This window comes from Spirosoma panaciterrae DSM 21099 (assembly GCF_000374025.1).
In the GTDB taxonomy this organism is placed as follows: domain Bacteria; phylum Bacteroidota; class Bacteroidia; order Cytophagales; family Spirosomataceae; genus Spirosoma; species Spirosoma panaciterrae.
The window spans coordinates 1-18,389 of record NZ_KB893217.1 but is presented as its reverse complement, the minus strand read 5'-3'; the positions used below and the strand labels follow the sequence as shown (position 1 = coordinate 18,389).

The following is an 18,389-nucleotide window of genomic DNA, read 5'->3' as shown; positions in this document are numbered from 1 at the left end:
ATGAGTTAGAATCCTACGCGTAGGCCCGCCGAAAAACCACGAGGAACGGATAGCGTACCAAAATCGATACCTCCGGCACCAACACCACCCGAAGTAGCTGTAGTACCGTTTACGTTTGGATCAGCCCCAGTATAGTTGGTTACCAGGAATAGATCGGTGCCGTTGACGAAGACACTGGCCTGTTTGAACACTTTCGACTTGTTCAGCAATGAAGTTGGCAGTACATAGCTCAGCGTTACATCGCGCAGACGTAGCCAGTTGATGTCTTTTTCGACAAACTCCGATTCTGGAATCGAATTGTAATAATCAATCGACCGTAGCGAAGGCACGATCTGGATTGTGTTGGGTGTTGGTGTACCCGTGTCTTCTTTGCCATCACGCAGAACGCCTTTGAATACGACTGGCGTATCGCGATCGAGCGTCTTTTTACTCAGCCCTGAGCGCCAGAGATACATTGCCGTTCCGTTGAACACATCACCCCCTTTGCGAATATCGAGCAGGAACGACAGACTCAGCGACTTATACCGAAACGAGTTGGTCAGACCAATCGTGAAATCGGGGTTGCGGTCACCAATGGGCAGGAAGGTGGCATTGGTAATGGGCAGACCCGTGATTGGATTGATTAGAATATCGCCGTTTTTGTTGCGTGCGTAGCTGTAACCACCGATGGCTGTAGCCGAACCGCTGCCCCGCTGGTAATAGTTGAAGTTGTAGCTCCGGTAGGCAACGTTGTCGCTTGGGAAATACGATGGCAGATTGTTTACAAATGCACTGGAACGGGCGTTACCGTAGAGCCAGGTGTCGGAGTTGTAGTATTCCGGTACGTCGGCGGGTAGATTTTTAACGTCTGTTTTCAACTTCGAGAAGTTCAAAATCACATCCCAGCCAAAATCCGCCTTTTTCACGGGCGACCCTTTCAATTGCAGTTCAACGCCCCGGTTATTGAATGTTCCACCGTTCAGCAGACCAAAAATGAATCCGGTGGCGTAGCTAAGCCGTTGGGTAACGATTTGTTGCGAAAGCGTTTTGTTGTAGTACGCAAAGTCGAGGCCAAGACGTCCGCCAAAAAACATCAACTCGGTACCTACTTCATAACTCTCACCCCGTTCGGGTTTCAGATCGGGGTTGCTGCCGTAGAAATCATAGGCAAAACCACCTCCCGTAGACGTCTGTGGAGTTAGCGTAGCCGCCACTTTGTACGGTGGCGCATCGCGACCCGTTTGTCCATAGCTGGCCCGGAGTTTACCATAATAAAAGGTATTCCCGCGCGCTTTGAGGGCAGGTAAGTCCGAGAAATTGAAGGCCAGCGAAGCGGCTGGGTAGAAGAAACTCCGGTTAGCTGCCGGAAGAGTCGACGACCAGTCGTTCCGGCCCGTAACGGTCAGAATCAGCAGCTCGTCATAATTCAACGTCAGGCTTCCCAGTACGCTTTGCAGACGCTGTTGGGTCTGTGTGTATTTATTCCGTTGCGTTGTGGGGTCCGTGTTATTGGTTGAGTTGAAGTCGGGTAGGTAGAGCCGTTCACCGTAGGCCGTCGTAACCTTGTAGTTCCGGTCGTCGATGGTTGTACCGAGCAGGAGAGAAGTGCTTAGCTTGCCAAAATTCTTTTTAAGTGTAGCGAGCAGGTTGCCGTTCAGCAACTGGCTATTTTCCAGCGCATTTTCGACGGAGCCTTTGGTCGAGAATCCGCCAAGCGTGACATCGGTGCCCTGCCAGGATTCCGGACTCAGGAAAAGGTTGCTTTGCGTCGAATAGAGGTCGGCGCCAAAGCGACCCGTCAGGTTCAGCCAGGGCGTTGGGTTATAGTTCAACTGGAAGTTGGCAATGGTCCGGTTGGTGATGTCGCCACTCTTGTTTTTATTGACCGAAAAGAACGGGTTGTCAGTTTCGCCCTGGTTGATGCTACCTCCCAGAATGCGCCGTGTCCCATCTGGATTGAGATAGTTCCGAACGTCATCGTTGGCAGGCCAGGCGAGCAGGCTGATCAGAAAACCGTTATTACCCCGTATAGCCTTCGTTACCTGCGAATTGACGTAGTTCAATGAGGTCATAACATCCAGCTTCGGACTGATACGGGCCGTTCCCGTGAGCCGTACCGATAGGCGTTTATAGCCTGTGGTGGGCACAACCCCTGTCTGATTGGTGTAGTTGGTCGATAACCGATAGGTAGCTACATCGCTACCGCCTTCAAATCCCAGATTATGAACCTGCGTAAAGCCTTTCTGGAAAAAGCTGTGTACGTTGTCATAGATTGGGGCATCGGATGGGTATTTTGGTCCGAAATAAGCCGGAATCGTAGCGGCACTAGGGTTAGAATACCCCAGCGTTCCCCGGCCATATACCGTCTGTACTTCAGGAAACCGATAAACTTCAGTCGATTGAAAACGGTTGTCGTACGTAACCCGAGCTGCACCTTTTGCCCCTTTTTTCGTCGTGATCACAATGGCTCCCGACGAAGCGTCGATCCCATACAGGGCAGCCGCTTCAGGCCCTTTCAGGACAGTAATGGTCTCAATGTCGTTCGGATTGATGTCAGCAGCCCGGTTCAGGTAGTCATTGTCGCGGTTGGGACGGTTGGAAACCAGCGCGCCCTGGTTAAACGTCCGGTTGTCGATAGGTAGTCCATCGACCACAAACAGCGGTTGGTTATTACCACCAATCGAACTGGCTCCGCGCAACTGGATCATGGCCGAAGAACCGGGCGTACCTGATGTGGTGGTCATCGTCAGACCAGCTACCCGGCCCTGCATCCCAACCAGGAAATTATCCCGTTGCGCATTGGCAATATCCTGCCCTTTGACAACCCCGACCGAATACCCCAGGGCCCGTTGCTCCTGTTTGATACCCAGCGCGGTTACGACCACTTCGCTTAGCTCGGATTCGGATTCTGCCAGGCTGATGTTGATCTGACTTTGTGCCCCTACCTCAATCGTTTGAGCCACCATTCCGATCAGACTGAATACCAGTGTCGCGTTCGGGCCAACGCTAAGTTTGTAATTACCGGCTCCGTCGGTAGTTGTACCTCGGGTTGTGCCTTTTACCTGTACATTGGCGCCAGGGAGTGGACTGCCATCTTTAGCCGATGTGACTTTACCCGTGATTGTGCGATCCTGAGCATACACTTCCGTCAGCATGACCAGACTCACCAGCAGTATACAAATACTGCGTATACGTGCTCTCATAAGCAGATACTTTAGGTTAGTTGATGAAAAAAAAGGATTAAAATTGAGTTAACGGGGCAAAGAAACAAAAATATAGGCTCAGTAGAGTAAAGAATTATGTTTTAATAATACGTCCAAAGCGACTGTTTGATCTTGTAATGGATTAACGGCCTTGGTAATCAGTTTTGTAGAATTATGTGTATGTACTTAAAATGTCGGTGCAAATAATATTCTGCAAACGTCTGGTTAGGCTGCCATTTTTAGATTTACGATAATACAGCCTTTACAAGCGGCCTCCCAGACAAAACAATTAATTTTGCCGGGTACTTTTATTTTGTGAATGGTTCGTTTCTACACCGTATTGTTCTGCTTCGCTTTTGTACTTAGTAGAGCATCTGCACTTTTTGCCCAGAGTAATTCGCTCCGCATCCGCATTCAGGAGGCCAATCAGCGGGCCGTCATTGGCGCAACGCTACAACTTACCGACCAGGCCGATTCGACCCGTAAGCTCTATGCGCTGAGCGATACGGCAGGTCTGGCTGCATTTTCCTTAACGCCTGGGCATTCGTACCGACTTTTGGCCACCTCTGTAGGGTATAAACCGCTTCGGAAAGAGCCGTTGCTGATTTCGGGGCAGCCCGAAGTAACTCTGGTTATGACGCCCGACAACGTGCAATTGCAGGCAGTATCGGTAACGGCTGCGAAACCACTGGTTCGGCAGGAAGATGACAAACTGATTGTTGACCCGGAGCCAGTAGCCGCTACAAGTACCAGTGCATATGAATTGCTGGAAAAAACACCGGGGCTTTTTCTGGACCCGGATGGAAACGTGTATTTGAGCAGTACAACCCCGGCTACCATCTACATCAATGGACGAGAACAGAAAATGAGCGCTGCCGATATTGCCTCTATTCTGAAAAGCCTGCCGCCAAATAGCATAACGCGCATGGAGATTCTGCGTACCCCATCGGCGCGGTACGATGCCAGTAGCAGTGGTGGCGTGGTCAATATTATCCTGAAGAAAGGGGTGAGCTTGGGGATGACCGGGTCCGTTAACGCAGGTTTCAATCAGGGCCGCTTCGGGAATCAGTTTGTTGGCCTGAATCTGAACAATAGCCGGGGTAAACGAACATCCTACTTAAATTTGAACTACACCCGTCGTAATTCGTATGAGCAGATTCTGACTAACCGAACGTTTTCGCCTGATTCTATTTTAAGGCAGGATGCCTATACAACCTATCCGGCGCATGTTTTTTATACAGGCTATGGATTGGGCTTCGAGCTGTCCCGAAAATGGGATCTAAGCCTGGATGGTCGTTTTTCCTGGAATGAGTCGTCGTCGGCGGCCAGCAATCGGAATCAGATCAGCCAGCTTAGTTTGAATCGGCTCGTGTCGGACAATTTGAATTTGACCGATGCCACCAATCGGATGCTTTCCATTAGTCAGGGCGCGAACCTGAAATATAAAATTGATACCCTGGGTTCCGAATGGATCACTGATGTGTCGTACAACTATACGGGCAATCGGGGTGATCAGAACTTTTCAACCCAATACCTACTACCCGAACGGCCTGCTACCCGTGGAGATGGTGATTTTGAGTCGCAACGGCAACTGATTGCCCTGCAAACAGACCTGAAATACAAGCTTACCCAAACCATTACGGTCGAAACCGGAGCCAAGCTGACCTGGCAGCAATTTACCAGTCAGCAGGATTATTTTACGATCATCAACACCCAGCGATCACCAGACATTAGTCGGACCAATGCATTCGATTACCGGGAAAATATCAATTCCGCGTATGCACAGGCCTCCAAAACGTTTGGGCCATTTTTGTTGAAAGCGGGCCTTCGTCTGGAGAACACAAATATGAATGGTCATCAGCGTGTACCGACAGATACCTCATTTAAAATCAATCGGACCGATTTGTTTCCGTACGTCTACTTGAGTCGTCGAGTGGCTAAAATTGCTGGCTATGAACTACGGAGTTATCTGGTGTATCGGCGGTCGATTACCCGTCCGGCTTACGATTATCTGAATCCGGCAGCCCGGTATGTAGACCAATACCTGTATGATCGGGGTAATCCGGCTCTTCGACCACAATTTACCGAAAACTATGAACTGAATATCAGTGTAGAGGATCGGCCACTGTTTGCCATCGGGCAAAATAACACACGGGATATTTTTACGAATGTGGTGTATCAGGACCCGGTCAATCGGAGTGTTGCGTATCGAACCTACGACAATCTGGGTACGAACAAAGAAACGTATTTCCGGCTATTGGCCGGTATTCCGCCCATCAAGCGGTATTTCTTTGTAGTGGGGGCACAGTATAACTACAACGAGTATTCGGGCGTGTATGAAAATCGCCCACTAAACTTCAAACGAGGGAGCTGGTCATTTTTTACCTATCATTCACTCAAAATAGATGCTCGCTCGACACTGACACTGAATGGATTTATTCGTACCAAAGGGCAGCTTCAGTTTTATGAGTTAAGCAATTTCGGTGCACTTAACCTGAGCCTGAACCGGAAATTCATGCAGAATAAGCTGATGGTGACGCTCACGGCCAACGATCTGTTCTTTACGAATTTTTACGATTTCACCCTTCAGCAGGGGACGGTTTCGGCCAATGGCCTCCGCCGAAATGATACCCGCCGATTTGGCCTGACGCTCCGGTATAACTTCGGGCTCCGCAAAAAAGAAGAACGGGTCAACCTGTTCAATGTCGACCCCCAATCGCAGAATTGACGATAGCAAACAGATTCTTATAATTTACCCAAAGCATAAGCATCATAACTAGCTGTGCTCTGCCCTTATTTCCCCTGGTATATAGGGCGAGTAAACGGTGGTTGAAGGAGTAGATGAAATGAGTTTTCGTCGCCTAGTAAGACTGCCCGACGCAGGTCGTTTTCGGCCTGGGGGAGTTGCCGGAGTTGAATCCGGGCCAGTGCCCGCCACCGATAAGCGTCCGGTTGCTCATCGTGATAATGCCAGACGGCTTTGTCGAATTCACGAAAAGCGAGTTGGAACTCAGCCGTGTGATAATAGGCAATTCCCCGATCCAGGTAGCATTCGGCCAGGGTGTTATCCCGACTGATGGCTTCGGTAAGGTCATAAATAGCTGAATAATAATTCTCCTGAGCAAGCTGGCACTTGCCCCGGTACGCATAGGCAATGGCTGATTTGGGATATTGCCGAACGGCGTTGTCGAAGTATAAATAGGCTTCTGAAATATCCCGCAGTTGAACCAGATCGATACCTTTTCGAAACCGTTTCAGGTCTTTTTCAGAGACCGTATCGTGGTCAATCAGGAAATACCGGGCGGTCAGATAAATTCCAAAAAGCAGACATAATAGGGTAACTTCCATATCTCCTCTGGGTTTCCTAATCCTGCGAATTTAGCAGTTCAGGGGCGATTGAACAAGCAACTTACTCAGTTTAATCCGGCCTGAATGGCTTTAGGTAAACTTTTCCGAACGAGCTCATAAGAGTGGTCGATCCACTCCTGAAGCTCGACTGTTCGAACGGCTCCGTTAATGGTTATGGTGTTCCAATGGGTTTTGTTCATGTGATAGCCTGGAGCTACAGCCGGATGCTCATCCCGAAGCTGTACGGCCCGTTCTGGATCACACTTCAGGTTGATGGTTGTCGGCTGGCTTTCCGTAGCCAGAAGGGCAAACATTTTGCCACCTACTTTGAAAACGAGTGTATCGCCACCAAATGGAAAGGATTCTGAAACACCCGGTTTGGCAATGCAGTAGTCGCGTATCGTTTCAATATTCATCGGACGCAGTGACGAACGGTATATACAATGATGGCGATCAAAAACATCACGATTGAAATCCGGTTGATGCCGTGCATCATACGCAGGTTCACGCTGGTCGGCTGATTGGGGTCGGGTTTGCGGAATACCCGTATAAAGTAGGTAAAGACCGGCCCAATTTTCAGATAATTAAGGAGTCTGTTCACGAGTGTGTCAATGTATACTGTACAACGAAAATGAATAATGCGCGTATCTCTCCAGGCAACAACGATCAGTGCTGAAACATTACCAATACGTCACATTATTCGTTTACCAGGCTTGGCTCAATCCATCGGTCATCTTCCCGAATCAGTTCGATCAGTTCGTCAACGGCACGGTCGGCGGGCACCGATTTCTTAATAACCTGCTGACCTCGATACAGGGAAATTTTGTCGCGGCCGATGCCTACATATCCGTAATCAGCATCGGCCATTTCGCCGGGGCCGTTTACGATACAACCCATGATACCGATCTTAACCCCTTTCAGATGATCGGTACGCTGACGAATCATCGCCGTCGTTTCCTGTAGGTCGAACAGGGTACGGCCACAGGATGGGCAGGAGATGTACTCGGTTTTGGTAATGCGTGTACGCGCTGCCTGCAAAATGCCAAATGCTAAATTGTTAAGGGTTTTCAATAGCGCTGGGGCGGGTTGCACAGCGGCCGACAACATGATGCCATCTCCTAGTCCATCAATTAGCAAACCACCTACATCGGTAGCGGCATACAGCGGAATATCGTCGGTAGAAACCGTCGAATAGCCACGTTGAACGACTACGGGGACGGTTACGCCCTGATTAATCAGCTCAACAAATAGCCTACGCAGTTCGGGCATAGCATGGGCATTGTCGGTTGTAATGACGAGTACAGCGGTTTGATCGCTGCTCAGTAGGGTCAGTAACTCAGGCGATAAGTCGGGTAGCGAAAGCCGAACAAAATTCAGGCGATCCTGTAGAGATACTTTTGCCAATCGGGCCTGTATATACTCGTTGGCAGTCAGTAACGGAAACGCATGGATCTGGTCAGAAACGGTTTGCCAGATCGCATAATCGACAATCTGTTTTAACCCGTTCGGGAGCATAAACGCTGCAGGCTGCGAACCCGTATAAATATAATCTGCACCGAGGTCGTTCATCCGCCATTTATCGGGTTCTGGCAGATAGAAATGACCAATGGGTTTTAAATCTTCATGGTCCCGAACGGGAAATTGGCTAAAATCAGCAATAACCCGTGGTACGTTCTGACCGCCAAAATTGGCTACATCATGCGTTGTCCGGCGCGTATACTGAAATGGATTGATCGGATACGATGTGACGGACGATATGGGTTTGCTCTCAGTAGCCCGATGCGTATAGCGGTCGATCAACGCCTGAGCAACGGGGGCTTCGCGTTCGGGCTCTTCGGTGAGCGATACCCGAACCGTGTCGCCAATGCCATCTTCCAGCAAAGTACCAATACCCAGCGCCGATTTGATGCGACCATCTTCGGCCTCCCCAGCTTCGGTCACACCCAGGTGGAGCGGATACGGCTTTAACCCTTCTTCATCCAGCCGCTGAACCAGCAACCGATAGGCCTGAACCATCACCTGCGGATTACTCGACTTCATCGACAGAACGATGTTGTAATAGTTCTCGTCCTCACAAATCCGCAAAAACTCCAGAGCCGATTCAACCATACCAACGGGTGTATCGCCATACCGACTCAGAATCCGGTCGGAGAGGGAGCCGTGGTTGGTGCCGATCCGCATGGCTGTACCATATTCTTTGCAGATACGAACCAGCGGTAAAAATTTATCCCGAATTCGTTCCAGTTCCGACGCATAGGCCGCGTCCGTATAGTCAATAAACTCAAAGCGTTTGCGGTCGGCGTAGTTGCCCGGATTGATGCGGACCTTCTCAACGATTCGAGCTGCCAGTTCAGCAGCGTTGGGGGTAAAATGAATGTCGGCAACGAGCGGGGTGGTATATCCTCTCGCCCGAAGTTCTTTACGAATGTTCTCCAGATTCTGCGCTTCTTTCACGCTGGGCGCTGTAATGCGGATGTACTCGCAACCGGCTTCGATCATCCGAATAGCCTGCTCTACCGAACCGATCGTATCCATTGTGTCGACCGTTGTCATCGACTGCACACGGATTGGGTAATCAGAGCCCAGCGGCACATCGCCAATATGGACCGTAACGGTTTTCCGGCGGATGTACTGCGTCAGCGAAGGGGTGTAGAGAACAGGTGAACCAGATAAGGTGGCTGATTGCGAAGGGGGAATCAACGAGTCGAGCATACAGATAGCGGCAGGGCCGTTTGACCTTACAAAGGTACGGAAAAACCGCGTTTTCGGTTTGGTATCGGTTAATGGGAAAACGTATGGAGTTGCCTAAACGTTCGTTCAGAAATGAGTTAAAGCAGAGGCCATGTATTTACTTCAGTGGCTAATGGTAAGCTATCCAATCAGTCGTCTTCCTGTTGGTATGAGGTTATATCCAGAAACAAAAGCAGATTAAATCAGTTGATTGTGTATTGAAAGTAAGGCTGTTTCCAAACGGCCTTGATCATTATACAACCGCAAGAAAACTCAAACATTATGAAAACGAAATTATTCAGTGCTTTGGCACTTGCTTTTATGATTAGCCTGGGTGCATACGCGCAGGATTCGCAGGCCGGTATGACCAAGCAGGAACGGAAAGAAGCGCGTAAGCAGGAAAAAGCCGAGCGGAAAGCTCGTATGAAGGAGGATTTGAAAAATACGGGTCGGGCCATTGGCGAAACGGCCGATGAAGCGGCTCAGGGGGCAAAAAGTAAAGCTAAAGTAGCCGGAGAAGCGATCGATAGTGCTGCCACTAAAACGGGTCGGGCTGTAGATCGGGGATTGGATAAAGCTGAAGGAGCCATTGTGAACGAACGCGATCGGATCAAAGCCAAACGGGATTCATCGCGAGCCGAAAAGGCCCGTCGTGATTCTTTGTAGAGCCGCAAAGTATTGCGGCTCATGGCCGACCGGATGGTCTATGGTTTATAATAGAGGATTTTTTCCCAATCTGCTGATTTTACTTCAGACCAGATGGGATTATAAAGGATCATTATTGCTGACGCATAGAGACGCCATACCTGGCGTCTCTATGTTAGCTTCGCTTCAATCTTCGCGTATTTCCCCCGCCAGTGCTTCCAGCGTTTGTGCGACCAGAGCCAGTCAGAAGGGTGTTTACAAATACTGGCTTGTAATTGATCTCGGTATCTTTCAAGAATAGCGCCCTCGGGCAGGTTTGTATAGGGCGGACAGCCTATGAGCTTAAAAGTGCCTTCGTAGTAACCCCGTCGGATACGGATCAACTCCAAAAAGAATACGGGTAAATTTTTACTTCGCGCCAGTCGTTCCGTGCCTGGATAGAAAGGAGTATCCCGGTTCAGAAAATCCATCCAGTAACCTTGCTCCGGTACATTCGGAACCTGATCGGCCACAAGGGCGATCACACGCGGAATATTCTTGCGGGCTACCATTTGCCGGGGGAGCAGATTCATAGGTGTTGGTACAGCCCCATGACTAGCGCGCAGGACCTGCATAAACTTTTCCATGTCTGGATTGGTGAGCGGTTTATAGACGCTGTCTACTGGAATATCGATGATAACCGCTGCCGACGGAACCCATTCCCAATTGCATTGATGCGAGCCTGTGCAGATAACCGTTTGTCCGGCCGATAAGTACTCTTTTATTAGTTCAGGATTCGTGTATAAAAATCGCTTTTTTAGCTCACAGGGAGTAATAGCCGACAGCTTAATCGTTTCGACAAGTATATCCGAAAGATTGCGATAAAAGTTATTAGCTATTCGTTGAATGGCTTCGGGCGATTTGTCTGGAAAGGACAGCCGCAGGTTTTCCAGAATAACCTGCTGTCTGTAGCGGACTACATAGGCCAGAATGACATACAACACATCCGAAATACCATACAAAACTGGAAAAGGTAAACGGGCTAAAAGGCGAAGAAAAATCATTTAGGTGTACAGAACGGTAGGGTACTAAGACTACTAACTGCCCTAAATGTAATAAATTCTGGATAGAATAGTCATAAATTTACATAACATATCGGCGGCTAGCCTACTATCTAAACGACCGTAGGCGGAAAAGTGTATGCGTAGAGAAGGATTAATCCAGTTTGGCTTCAATCTTTGGGTATTTCTCTCGCCAGTGTTTCCAACGGCGGTGCGACCAGAGCCAATCGGAAGGATACTTTCGGATAGTGGTTTCGAGAAGATCCCGGTAACGTTCCAGCAGAGTACCGACAGGTAGATCGCTATAGGGGGGCTTGCCAACGGGAAAGAAGGTGGCCTCGTAATAACCACGACGTACACGAACCAGTTCTACATAGAAAACGGGTAAATTCCGGCTACGGGCCAGCCGCTCGCTGCCCGGATAGAAGGGGGTATCGTGATGAAGAAAATTGGTCCAGTAGGCTTGTTCGGGTACATTCGGAACCTGGTCGGCAACGAGAGCAATGATGCGGGGTACGTTTTTATGCGAGGCCATTCGGCGGGGTAGGTTGTTCATTGGGATGGGAACAGCCCCAAAGCTTGACCGAATCATCTGCATCATTTTTTCGGAAAATTCACTGGTCAGCGGCTTATAAATACTGTCGGCAGGCATTCCGTTCAAAACAGCCGCCGATGGTAGCCATTCCCAGTTGCTCTGGTGAGAAGCCATCCCGATCACAGCTTGACCAGCCTGTAAACAGGCCTTTACTAGTTCCGCATTGGTGAATCGAACCCGATTTTTGAGCTCATCAGGTGACAGGCTGGGTAGCTTGATCGTCTCAACCAGCAGGTCGGATAGATTATGGTAGAACGCCTTGATAATCTGTTTGATCTCAGCGGGTGATTTCTCTGGAAATGACTGGGTTAAATTGTCTGAAATTACCTTTCTTCGGTAGCGGATAACGTAGTTGAGCAGAAAGGCTAATATATCAGAAATACCATAAAGGATACTCAGAGGTAAGCGGGATAAAAGTCGAAAAAAAGTCATTGGTTGAACCTAAACCGCACCCACGGCGAAAAAAAAGTTTACGCTGAAAATTAAAAAAATACTAAAATTAGTTGGTGGTATTGTTTTTTTGCTTTACTTGTGAACGGATACATGAGTTATCATTGAAAACGTACCCGTTACCATCTGACTCCACTGCTTTACTGATTGAGTTACATTATCTGCCCTGCCTGGATTACCTGTCGGGGATACTGAAATTCGGTACAGTTTGGCTGGAAGCTCAGGAGCATTACCAAAAGCAAAGTTACAGAAATCGTTGCTACGTTCTGACGGCAAATAAGGTAGATAGCCTTACTGTACCTGTACAACAGGGAACCCGCCACCTACCCATTCGCGACCTTCGGGTAGCTAATGACCAGAACTGGCAGATGCATCACTGGCGATGTATTCAGGCGGCTTATGGAAAAGCTCCGTTCTTCGAATATTATGCGCCCGAAATTGAGCCGTTTTATCGAAAAAACTGGATGTTTTTATTTGATTTGAATTATGAATTGCTGACAATTTGTCTGAAATTGATGCAGGTACCTAGCCATCTGAACCTGACAGAATGGTATGAAAAAGATCCTTCGGTTGGTCTGGTTGACACCCGATCCTGCATAAATCCAGCCAATAGGCCAGAATCGTACATATTCCATCAGCCAGTGTCCTATCCACAAAATTTTGGACCTGAATTTGTACCGAACTTAAGTGTCATTGACCTGTTGTTCTGCCAGGGACCGGCCGCTAAGGACGTGTTGAAGGCCGGTCTTCGGGAGAGTGAACAAATCCTTAAAACTCTTCGTTAGGCCAGTATAGTACGCTTACCTAAGGAGACCCTAAAACGAATGGAAGCAAAATTCTCAAATCGCGTAAAGGAAGTTATCACGCTGAGCCGGGAAGAAGCCTTACGCTTAGGCCACGATTATATTGGCACAGAGCACCTGCTGCTCGGTATGATTCGTGAAGGGGAGGGTGTGGCCGTCGGCTTGCTGAAAAAATTAGGCATCTCGCTCGACGAACTCCGGGTTACCATTGAACAGGCCACGAAAGGAACCGCTACCAACAATGTGAAAAACCTAGCGAATATTCCGCTGACCCGCCAGTCGGAAAAAACGCTGAAGATCACCTATTTGGAGGCTAAAATTTTCAAAAGCCCGCTCATCGGCACGGAGCACCTTCTACTATCGATTCTACGTGATGAAGACAATGTCGCCACGCAGATTCTCAATAAGTTTAATATTAATTACGAAGTCATTAAGGAGATGCTGGAATATCAATCATCGGGTAGCCGACCAGTGATGGGCCCCGAAACCGACGATGACGACAACGACCGGGGTATGTTTGGCGGAAGCAGCTCCAGCTCAGGAAAAGATCCGAAAGGGTCTGAAAAATCCCGGACTCCCGTTCTGGATAATTTCGGACGCGATCTGACCAAACTGGCTGAAGTAGGTAAGCTCGACCCTATCGTTGGCCGTGAAAAAGAAATCGAACGTGTGGCCCAGATTCTGAGCCGCCGGAAGAAAAATAACCCAATCCTGATTGGTGAGCCGGGGGTTGGTAAAACAGCCATTGCCGAAGGACTTGCTCTGCGCATCGTGCAGAAGAAAGTTTCGCGGGTGCTGTTTGGCAAACGGGTAGTTACGCTCGATCTGGCGTCGCTCGTGGCGGGTACCAAATACCGGGGTCAGTTCGAAGAGCGAATGAAAGCCGTGATGAACGAACTGGAAAAATCGCCGGAAGTGATTCTGTTTATCGATGAGTTGCATACCATCGTAGGTGCGGGTGGCGCTTCAGGCTCGCTCGATGCCTCGAACATGTTCAAACCGGCTTTGGCGCGGGGCGACATTCAATGCATTGGCGCTACCACGCTGGACGAATATCGTCAGTACATCGAGAAAGACGGCGCTCTGGCCCGTCGTTTCCAGATGGTGATGGTTGATGCTACGTCGATTGACGAAACCATCGAAATCCTGAATAACATCAAAGATAAGTACGAAGATCACCACCACGTCAATTATACTAAAGAAGCCATTGAGGCTGCGGTGAAATTGTCGGAGCGTTATATCTCTGACCGCTTCCTGCCCGATAAGGCGATTGACGTACTCGACGAAGTGGGGGCCCGCGTACACATCTCCAACATTACTGTTCCTGAAGATATCCTGAGACTGGAAGAGCAGATCGAGAATATCAAGAAGGAGAAAAATCAGGTTGTTAAAAGTCAGAAATACGAAGAAGCTGCTCAGCTTCGCGATAAGGAAAAACGCCTGATCGATCAGCTCGAACGGGCCAAACAAGCCTGGGAAGAAGATACCAAGAAACGTCGTTATACGGTCAACGAAGAAAATGTGGCCGAAGTGGTAGCGATGATGACGGGTATTCCGGTTACGAGCGTATCGAACGACGAGGGTAAGAAACTCGTCAACATGGGCGAAGAACTGAAAGGCCGGGTTATTGGACAAAATGCTGCCATTGAGAAATTGGTGAAAGCCATTCAACGGACGCGCGTTGGTCTGAAAGATCCGAAGAAACCAATTGGCTCGTTCATCTTCCTCGGACCGACAGGGGTTGGTAAAACCGAATTGGCGAAAGTGCTGGCTACTTATCTGTTCGATAAAGACGATGCACTGGTTCGGATCGACATGTCGGAATACATGGAGAAATTCAGCGTAAGCCGTCTGGTAGGCGCTCCTCCGGGCTATGTTGGCTATGAAGAAGGTGGTCAGTTGACCGAGAAAATCCGTCGGAAGCCTTACAGTGTTGTGTTGCTCGACGAAATCGAAAAAGCACACCCGGATGTGTTCAATATCCTGCTGCAAGTGCTGGACGACGGTATCCTGACCGATGGTCTGGGTCGCCGGGTCGATTTCCGGAACACCATTATCATCATGACCTCGAACATTGGGGTGCGTGACCTGAAAGATTTCGGTGCCGGTATCGGGTTTGCTACCAAGCGAAACGCTGAAAGCCAGGATGAACTGATGAAGAGCACCATTCAGAGTGCGTTGCGGAAGGCATTCTCGCCTGAATTCCTCAACCGTCTGGACGATGTGATCGTGTTTAACTCGCTGCAACGCGAAGACATCCACAAAATCATCGACCTTATGCTCGGTAAATTGCTGGGCCGTGTCATCAATCTGGGCTACCGGGTTGAGCTGACCGACAAGGCGAAGGACTTCCTGGCCGAAAAAGGTTACGATCAGCAATATGGTGCTCGTCCGTTGAGCCGGGCTATCCAGCGCTACCTCGAAGACCCCGTTGCTGAAGAAATCCTAAAAGGTGAATTGAAAGAAGGCGACGTGATTATGGCCGATTACAGTGGTGAAGGTGAAAACCTGACCATCACCGTCAAGAAGCCTGAAGCCGTGGTCGAATAAAATACACGTAGTAAGCTAAAAAAGCCTCCCAGCTTCTAGAGTTGGGAGGCTTTTTTGTAACGTGGACACCCTGTTCGCATTACAGATTTCGTTGCTTCACCTGATCGATCAGATACTCCGATGTGCGCATTGAAGCGGCCAGAATCGTCCAGGTAACGTTCTTATCGCCTTGTGAAACGAACGGGGCTGCATCGACAACAAACAGGTTTTTCACATCGTGTGCCTGCTGGAATTTGTTCAACGCCGACTTTTTAGGGTCGTTGCCCATGCGAACCGTACCCACTTCGTGAATGATGCGTCCGGGTGCCGCTAAGCCATAGCCATGGGCCGTATTTGGGCCAGGCTTCTGACCAAGGGCAATGCCACCCATGGCATGGATGATCTCTTCGAAGGTATCCTGCATGTGCTTGGCCTGCTTCACTTCATAATCTGACCATTTGTAGTGGAAGCGCAGGGTGGGAATTCCGTATTTGTCTACTTTGTCCGGGTCAATTTCGCAATAGTTGCTTTCGAGGGGAACCGGCTCTCCACGGCCCGACATACTGATGTAAGCCCCGTAAAAGCGTCGGTAGTCATCTTTCAGGCCTTTGCCATAGCCACCGCCGGGTTTCATCTGGCCATCCCGACCAGGAATCATGCCGTTCAGGGCTTCAATACCACCGCCAAAACCAGCGCCTGGCATACCCATACCACCACCGTATTCGATGTGGTAGCCACGTGGGAAATCTAATTTTTTGTTATCGAGCCACCAGGGCGTAAATACGTGCATGCCGCCAACGCCATCTTCGTTGTAGCGTTTACGATCCATCAGAGCGGGTACAAAACCGGAGCGGCTGGCACCCGTGGAGTCGTTCAAGTATTTTCCTACTACACCACTGCTATTGGCCAACCCAGTGGGGAAACGGGCAGATTTTGAGTTGAGGAGTATCCGGGCCGATTCGCAGGTACTCGCGCCCAGCATGACCGCTTTAGCCTTGATCGTTACTTCCTGCAATGTAGCTTTGTCAACGTAGCTAACGCCTGTTGCTAATCCCGTTTGTGGGTCCGTAAGTACTTCGCGGGCCATAGCGCCATTGATCAGCGTTACGTTGCCGGTTTTAACAGCTGGAATGCAGAGTACCGATGAGGCCGAGAAATCGGCATACGCCTGACAGCCCCGGTTACACTGGTGACAATAGAAGCATTGACCCCGGTCTTTGTTGATGGGTTTGGTCAGGATACTCAGGCGGGATGGGATAACCGGAATGCCAATACTTTTTCCGGCCTTCCGCAGCATCAGTTCATGTAAACGAGGCTTTGGTGGGGGCAAGAAGATGCCGTCTGGTTCGTTGGGCAAATTCTCGATAGAGCCAAAAACACCAATCAGCCGATCGACGCGGTCGTAGAAAGGCTTCATGTCGTCGTAGGTAATCGGCCAGTCGTCGCCTACACCGGATAGCGAACCCCGTCGGAAATCGTCGGGTCCGAAACGCATGGATATACGGCCCCAGTGGTTTGTACGACCACCAAGCATCCGCGACCGAAACCAGCCAAATTCCGTTCCGGGTTTGGCCGAATAGGGCTCTCCCTCGATTTCCCAGCCTCCCCATGCTGCGTCGAAATCACCACCTGAACGGAATTCGGTAGCGGCCCCACGCCGGGGTGATTCCCAGGGCCATTTTAACTGAGTAATGTATTTCGGGTCGGCAGGGTCGTAATAGCCACCCGCTTCGAGCAGAGCGACTTTGGCACCCGCCTTGGCGAGCATATACGCGGCCATACCGCCACCAGCACCTGAACCGACGATAACGACATCGTATACGGTTGGGGCTTTTTTGAGTTGTGGGACTTCCATACGTTGGAGAGGTACAAGAATAGGCTTATCAGAAACAGTAGGGTTAAAAGTTAAAAAGCGGTTAAGTCTACTGTGCTATAGATCCCGAAAGTGTACACGTACTGCATAGCCCGCATTAGCCTGACTTGCCCCAAGGCATCGGTTGAGAAAACGCTTCTTATGATTTAGATTTTTTATAGTATGTGTTCCAAAACCTTGTTTAAATCTCCCTTTACCACTTCCCACGAATTTATAGGGCCAAATAATCTTGTGAGTTTTTCTTGGATTGGCTTTTTACTTTTTAGTGAACGTGGGGGAATTATATCCAGATTTTGAACCTGGGCTTGGCCTGTCACAGCGTAAGCATAGCCAAATTCATGCGAAAACTTTACAATGAAAACTTCATCAGCATGATCATAAATCGGTTTCCCTGTATCATATCTTATTCGGCATTGATCTGAGTGATGAAAAGCTAAATTTTGGGTTGTAAGCTTAGCTTTTTCGATTCTGATAGGATGCAATGTTTTAAACTCGTCAATCATTTCAAAGAAAATCTGTAAGGCGATTTCTTCATCATGATTAGTTTCTGTCAGAATAATATTGGCCCAGCCACTGGTTGACTCTCTCCAACGGTATTTGCAACGTGCCCATTCATGGAAATACAAGAAAGGAGGAAACCCTTCTTCGTTCTTGATATGATGAGTACAGGTTGCGAATAGATAGCCATCAAGGAAGGACTTCATGGTAGACAATCTCCGATTGCCAATATACATGGCGGGCCTAGCTCTAATTAGTTCAATCAGATCATAAATAGTAGTCAACATATTATATTTTTATGCTATACCTTTCTATAAAGACTACTGAGAAGATTTTTCATATTTTTGAAGTATTCCTATTATAAACTTGCTGTACATATCTCGCATTGGTAGTTCTAAATTAGTAATTAATTCTCGTCTGCTAACGGTTATTGGCTTATTTACTAAGAGCTTGTTGGGGAATTGATAAGGACTGGTAGTCGAGTCAACTTTGTATCGACCAAGAAACAAAGTAATGACTAAGCAGTGGCAACCACTGACCGACTACCAGTGGGCAGCAATTTCGCCTTTTTTTAACCTTCAACGCAAGCGTAAACACCAATTACGTGCCGTCATGGATGCCATCTTCTGGATGTTACGCACCGGCTGTCAATGGCGAAACCTGCCGCCTAGCTTTCCGCACTGGCAAGCCGTATAC

Annotated in this window: 14 protein-coding genes; 5 read left to right on the top strand and 9 right to left on the bottom strand. The window is 49.0% G+C overall.

The genetic code is table 11. From position 1 onward, the window contains the following. Window positions 1–5 precede the first annotated feature (5 nt). The gene (locus tag B153_RS0127525) at window positions 6–3,182 is read right to left on the bottom strand and encodes a SusC/RagA family TonB-linked outer membrane protein (RefSeq protein ID WP_026262502.1); all 3,177 of its coding nucleotides are present in this window, start codon (window positions 3,180–3,182) and stop codon (window positions 6–8) included. A gap of 319 nt (window positions 3,183–3,501) precedes the next feature. Here B153_RS0127525 and B153_RS0127520 point away from each other — a divergent pair, with 319 nt between their 5' ends. After that, window positions 3,502–5,910: an outer membrane beta-barrel protein gene (locus B153_RS0127520; RefSeq protein ID WP_020599974.1), complete on the top strand. Its 2,409-nt coding sequence runs from the start codon at window positions 3,502–3,504 to the stop codon at window positions 5,908–5,910. Window positions 5,911–5,975: 65 nt separating this feature from the next. Here B153_RS0127520 and B153_RS0127515 read toward each other — a convergent pair whose 3' ends face one another. The 4 genes from B153_RS0127515 to ispG form a co-directional block, all read right to left on the bottom strand. Next, window positions 5,976–6,530, bottom strand: coding sequence for a tetratricopeptide repeat protein (locus tag B153_RS0127515; RefSeq protein WP_020599973.1), 555 nt, complete (start codon window positions 6,528–6,530; stop codon window positions 5,976–5,978). Window positions 6,531–6,595: 65 nt separating this feature from the next. Beyond that, window positions 6,596–6,946 (bottom strand): MmcQ/YjbR family DNA-binding protein, encoded by a 351-nt coding sequence (locus tag B153_RS0127510; RefSeq protein WP_020599972.1) that lies wholly within the window; start codon window positions 6,944–6,946, stop codon window positions 6,596–6,598. Beyond that, window positions 6,943–7,131, bottom strand: a complete 189-nt coding sequence (locus tag B153_RS0127505) for a DUF6728 family protein (protein ID WP_020599971.1) — start codon at window positions 7,129–7,131, stop codon at window positions 6,943–6,945. The genes B153_RS0127510 and B153_RS0127505 overlap by 4 nt, the downstream gene beginning before the upstream one ends. Before the next feature lie 95 nt (window positions 7,132–7,226). Next, window positions 7,227–9,242: a (E)-4-hydroxy-3-methylbut-2-enyl-diphosphate synthase gene (gene ispG, locus B153_RS0127500; protein ID WP_020599970.1), complete on the bottom strand. Its 2,016-nt coding sequence runs from the start codon at window positions 9,240–9,242 to the stop codon at window positions 7,227–7,229. A gap of 300 nt (window positions 9,243–9,542) precedes the next feature. On the opposite strand from ispG, the gene B153_RS0127495 reads away from it, so the two are divergent. Beyond that, entirely contained in the window at window positions 9,543–9,926 is a 384-nt protein-coding gene (locus tag B153_RS0127495) for a hypothetical protein (RefSeq protein WP_020599969.1), read from the top strand. A 149-nt stretch (window positions 9,927–10,075) separates the two neighbouring features. On the opposite strand, the gene B153_RS0127490 is transcribed toward B153_RS0127495, so the two are convergent. After that, complete coding sequence (locus B153_RS0127490; RefSeq protein ID WP_020599968.1) at window positions 10,076–10,948, bottom strand: lysophospholipid acyltransferase family protein; 873 nt, start codon at window positions 10,946–10,948, stop codon at window positions 10,076–10,078. 151 nt (window positions 10,949–11,099) lie between these two features. Beyond that, a complete protein-coding gene (locus tag B153_RS0127485; RefSeq protein WP_020599967.1) occupies window positions 11,100–11,972 on the bottom strand; it encodes a lysophospholipid acyltransferase family protein in 873 nt (290 codons plus the stop codon). Window positions 11,973–12,094: 122 nt separating this feature from the next. Here B153_RS0127485 and B153_RS0127480 point away from each other — a divergent pair, with 122 nt between their 5' ends. Together B153_RS0127480 and B153_RS0127475 are read left to right on the top strand one after the other, a co-directional pair. Then, the gene (locus tag B153_RS0127480; protein WP_020599966.1) at window positions 12,095–12,775 is read left to right on the top strand and encodes a WbqC family protein; all 681 of its coding nucleotides are present in this window, start codon (window positions 12,095–12,097) and stop codon (window positions 12,773–12,775) included. A 39-nt stretch (window positions 12,776–12,814) separates the two neighbouring features. Beyond that, window positions 12,815–15,343 (top strand): ATP-dependent Clp protease ATP-binding subunit, encoded by a 2,529-nt coding sequence (locus tag B153_RS0127475; protein ID WP_020599965.1) that lies wholly within the window; start codon window positions 12,815–12,817, stop codon window positions 15,341–15,343. A 79-nt stretch (window positions 15,344–15,422) separates the two neighbouring features. On the opposite strand, the gene B153_RS0127470 is transcribed toward B153_RS0127475, so the two are convergent. Together B153_RS0127470 and B153_RS0127465 are read right to left on the bottom strand one after the other, a co-directional pair. Then, on the bottom strand, window positions 15,423–17,177 hold the full coding sequence (locus tag B153_RS0127470; RefSeq protein WP_020599964.1) for a GMC oxidoreductase: 1,755 nt from the start codon (window positions 17,175–17,177) through the stop codon (window positions 15,423–15,425). Between the two features lie 173 nt (window positions 17,178–17,350). Next, entirely contained in the window at window positions 17,351–17,899 is a 549-nt protein-coding gene (locus tag B153_RS0127465; protein WP_157634914.1) for a hypothetical protein, read from the bottom strand. Window positions 17,900–18,206: 307 nt separating this feature from the next. On the opposite strand from B153_RS0127465, the gene B153_RS0127460 reads away from it, so the two are divergent. Further along, on the top strand, window positions 18,207–18,389 hold a 183-nt coding region (locus B153_RS0127460; RefSeq protein ID WP_020599962.1), incomplete at its 3' end, for a transposase.